5 protein-coding genes are annotated in these 3,757 nt (G+C 65.4%); all 5 read left to right on the top strand.

Annotated elements, in window-relative coordinates; genetic code table 11:
- Positions 1–404: 404 nt before the first annotated feature.
- Positions 405–542, top strand: coding sequence for a hypothetical protein (locus tag GPT33_RS17720; protein WP_296811701.1), 138 nt, complete (start codon positions 405–407; stop codon positions 540–542).
- 85 nt (positions 543–627) lie between these two features.
- The gene (locus GPT33_RS17715) at positions 628–1,401 is read left to right on the top strand and encodes a hypothetical protein (protein WP_296811699.1); all 774 of its coding nucleotides are present in this window, start codon (positions 628–630) and stop codon (positions 1,399–1,401) included.
- Complete coding sequence (locus GPT33_RS17710) at positions 1,398–1,907, top strand: peptidylprolyl isomerase (protein WP_296811697.1); 510 nt, start codon at positions 1,398–1,400, stop codon at positions 1,905–1,907. The genes GPT33_RS17715 and GPT33_RS17710 overlap by 4 nt, the downstream gene beginning before the upstream one ends.
- 69 nt (positions 1,908–1,976) lie before the next feature.
- Entirely contained in the window at positions 1,977–2,921 is a 945-nt protein-coding gene (gene ispH / locus GPT33_RS17705; RefSeq protein ID WP_296811696.1) for a 4-hydroxy-3-methylbut-2-enyl diphosphate reductase, read from the top strand.
- Positions 2,918–3,757 (top strand): FAD-dependent oxidoreductase (locus GPT33_RS17700; RefSeq protein ID WP_296811694.1); only part of this gene is annotated, 840 nt, incomplete at its 3' end. The genes ispH and GPT33_RS17700, both read left to right, overlap by 4 nt.

Raw genomic sequence — 3,757 nt, 5'->3', positions numbered from 1 at the left:
GGAATTTTCCACGACAAGCGTCTGGATATTCTCGTGTGTCGCGCGATAAACGAACGGCGGCTCGGACATCCCGCCCCGCCGGGGACACGACGTTGCCCCAGTGCTTCGCTATGTTACGCGAGCGCGCAGCGGGGACCAAACCGTCCACCGATCCGACGTTCTTCCGACGTTCTGCGGACGTGCCCGCATCGCATTGGATCACCCTCCAAATCGGCGACGCGCGTGGAGAGGTGTCCGCAGTCGCCCGATTTCAGGTCCGGCAGCAGAGTCGGTTCACACCACCCCTCGAGACGCCTTGATCATGCCTCCGATCTGGGTGAGGATACTCATGATTGAGAAACTCGATCATTGGCCCGCCCGCTCCCCGAGGGGGCGCCCTGCCGAGACAAAGCAACAGGTGCCGGATGAGAGGATGTAAGCTCTGTCGATACAGCACGGTCTGCAATGGTCTCCCCGGGGTCTGCATCCTGATCATCTATGCCGCCATCTTCGTGGTGGTAACCGCACTCGGCTATCTGTTCGTGACGCAAGAGCTGCTGTGATGGCGCGGGATGACAAGGGCCGGTATCACCTGTCGATGATGAAGGCCGGCGGCCGGGTGCCGACGGTCGGAGGCTCTCCCGAACGATGAAAGATCCTGTCGTGCTCGTCGGTGTCGGCGAGATGGGCGGCGTTTTCGCGCGCGGCCTTCTCATGCTCGGCCATCCCGTCTTCCCCGTGTTGCGCGGGACCTCTTTGGTCGCGGCCGCAGCCGAGCTGCCCGAGCCGCAGCTGGTGTTGATCGCGGTCGGAGAGGCCGACCTGGCCGCGACCCTCGCCACCGTTCCTGCGCAATGGCGAGGGCGTCTCGGACTCCTCCAGAACGAGCTGCTGCCGAGCGACTGGGCCGACTGCGTCGACCCGACAGTGATCTCGGTCTGGTTCGAGAAGAAGCCGGGGCGCGACCACAAGGTCATCATCCCCTCGCCGGTGTATGGCCCTCGGGCGGACCTGCTCGCGGACGCTCTGGCGACCCTGGCGATTCCCACACACCGCCTGAAGAGTACGGACGATCTCCTCTTCGAGCTGGTGCTCAAGAATCTCTTCATCCTCACGACCAATATCGCAGGGCTGCGCACGGGCGGGACGGTCGAGACCCTGTGGTCGCAGCATCGCGCCTTCGCCGAGGAGGTCGGCCATGAGGTAATCGATCTTCAGGAGGCCATGACCGGGTGTCGATTCGATCGCGATGCACTCTTCGCCGCGCTCGGCGCCGCCTTCGCGGGCGATCCCGAGCACGCCTGCATGGGGCGCAGCGCACCGACCCGCCTCGCCCGAGCCATCCGCAACGGCGAGACACACGGATTGGACCTGCCGGTCCTGCACGCGATCGCCGCCGAGCAGGATCGAGCCACGCCGTGACCCACGCCAACCCACCCGAGACCCCATCGACCAACACGGAGGCGAGCGAGGCCATCAACGAGACCGAGACGGACACCCTCCTCGCCCCCGGTCGCGCCGTGGAGCTGCATTTGGAGGTCCGCTTTCAGGATGGTTTCGTCGCACTCTCGACCTTCGACGCCGAGCCGATCGCCTGCACCATCGGCGACGGCACCCTGACCGCAGAGCTCGAGTCCACGCTTCTGGGCCTCGCCCCCGGCAGCGAGACCTATGTCGTGGCGCATGGCTCGGAGCTCTTCTCGCCCTATGACGACGCCAACATCCACTGGATGGAGCGCGAGGATTTTCCGCCCGAGATCGCGCCTGTTCCCGGTCTGGTCGTCGCCTTCGAGACACCCGGCGGGCACGAGACCAGCGGGATCGTCCTGGATCTGGATGCAGAGCGTGTGCGGGTCGACTTCAACCACCCCTTCGCCGGACGCTCGTTGACGATCCGCGTGCGCGTCTTGTCCGTGGCCGAGCCCTGAACCAAGCCCCGGCTCAGGCCCGACCCCGAGGCGTGAATTTTCCCGACCGATCCCCTATTCTTCGAGACTATGAACATCCTCCTCGCCAATCCCCGTGGGTTCTGTGCCGGCGTCGACCGCGCAATCGAGATCGTCGATCGCGTGCTTGAGCTCTACGGCGCACCCGTCTATGTCCGGCATGAGGTGGTGCACAACCGCTTCGTTGTCGACGGTCTTAAACGACGCGGCGCCGTCTTCGTCGAGGAGGTCGACGAGGTCCCGGACGGGGCGACTCTGATCTTCAGTGCCCACGGCGTCGCTCAAGAGGTGCGACGTGCGGCGGAGGGGCGAAACCTGCGCGTTTTCGACGCGACCTGCCCCTTGGTCACCAAGGTCCATCTCGAGGTCGCACGGCACTGCAAGAACGGTGTCGAGGTCATCCTGATCGGTCATGCCGGCCATCCCGAGGTGGAGGGCACCATGGGCCAGTGTCTGAGCGACGGTGGGTCGATGCATCTCGTGGAGTCGGTCGCCGACGTCGGCGGGCTCGAGATCAAGGACCCATCGCGGGTTGCCTATGTCACCCAGACCACCCTCTCGGTGGACGACACGAGCGGCATCATCGACGCATTGCGTGAACGCTTTCCCGAGATCCAGGGACCGAAAAAAAGCGACATCTGCTACGCGACGCAGAACCGACAGGACGCAGTCCGTGATCTCGCGGCGCGCTGCGATCTGCTGTTGGTGGTCGGCTCGGCCAACAGCTCCAACTCCAACCGGCTGCGCGAGCTGGCCGAGAAACAGGGCTGCACCGCTTACCTGATCGACGGCCCGGAGGACATCCGCCGAGACTGGCTCAGCGCCTCGCCGCGGGTCGGACTCACCGCCGGGGCCTCCGCCCCCGAGGTCCTGGTCGATCAAGTCATCGCACAGCTTAAAGCCTGGGGTGTCGTGGGGGTCGAAGAGCAGGACGGAATCCGCGAGCAGGTCGTCTTCCCGTTACCGCGCGAGCTCGGCGCAAGGGCAACACCATGAGCGATGTACTGGTCGTCGGCGGCGGCATCATCGGTCTCCTCACGGCGCGCGAGCTGGTCGAGGCGGGTGCCGAGGTCACTCTGATCGAGATGGGCGAGACCGGCCGCGAGTCATCCTGGGCCGGCGGCGGAATTATCTCCCCGATCTACCCTTGGCGCTACGCGGACGCGGTGACCGCCCTGGCGAGCTGGAGCCAGCAGGTCTATCCGGGGCTCGCCGAGGCGCTCCTGCAGGAGACCGGTATCGATCCCGAGCTAACGCTGAGCGGTATGCTGGTGCTGGACATGGATGAGCACTCGATCGCCGTCTCCTGGGCGAAGCGCCACGACCATCCCATCGAGATGGTCGAAGGCTCGCACCTGCATGAGCTCGAGCCTCAGCTCGGACCCGGTCTCACGCGAGGCCTCCTGCTGCCGCGTATCGCCCAGGTGCGCACGCCGCGACTCGCCAAGGCGGTTCGCCGCTCGGTTGAAGAGCGGATCCAGCTGCGCGAAAACGAGGAAGTGCTGGAGCTTCTCGTCGACGCCGGTCGGATCACCGGGGTAAGGACCCCGGACGGCGCCATCGAGGCCCGCCAGGTCGTGATTTGCACCGGTGCCTGGACCGCCAAGCTGCTCGAGCAACTCGGCCAAACCCCGGACATCGCGCCGGTGCGCGGTCAGATGATCCTCTTCTACGGCAAGCCAGGTCAGATCAACCATATCACCCTGCACCGCGAGCAGTATCTTATTCCGCGGCGCGACGGACGGATGTTGTTCGGAAGCACCCTCGAGCACACCGGATTCGTCAAGACGACCACCGCCGAGGTCAAAGAGGCTCTCTACCGTGCCGCCTTC

Source organism: Thiocapsa sp., from assembly GCF_011390875.1.
In the GTDB taxonomy this organism is placed as follows: Bacteria; Pseudomonadota; Gammaproteobacteria; order Chromatiales; family Chromatiaceae; genus Thiocapsa.
The sequence above is the reverse complement of the archived record's forward strand: the minus strand, read 5'-3'. Positions and strand labels throughout refer to the sequence as shown.

Coding starts and splice junctions, on each gene's coding strand:
- GPT33_RS17720 (WP_296811701.1), top strand. CDS start 405: ATGAGAGGATGTAAGCTCTGTCGATACAGCACGGTCTGCAATGGTCTC.
- GPT33_RS17715 (WP_296811699.1), top strand. CDS start 628: ATGAAAGATCCTGTCGTGCTCGTCGGTGTCGGCGAGATGGGCGGCGTT.
- ispH (WP_296811696.1), top strand. CDS start 1,977: ATGAACATCCTCCTCGCCAATCCCCGTGGGTTCTGTGCCGGCGTCGAC.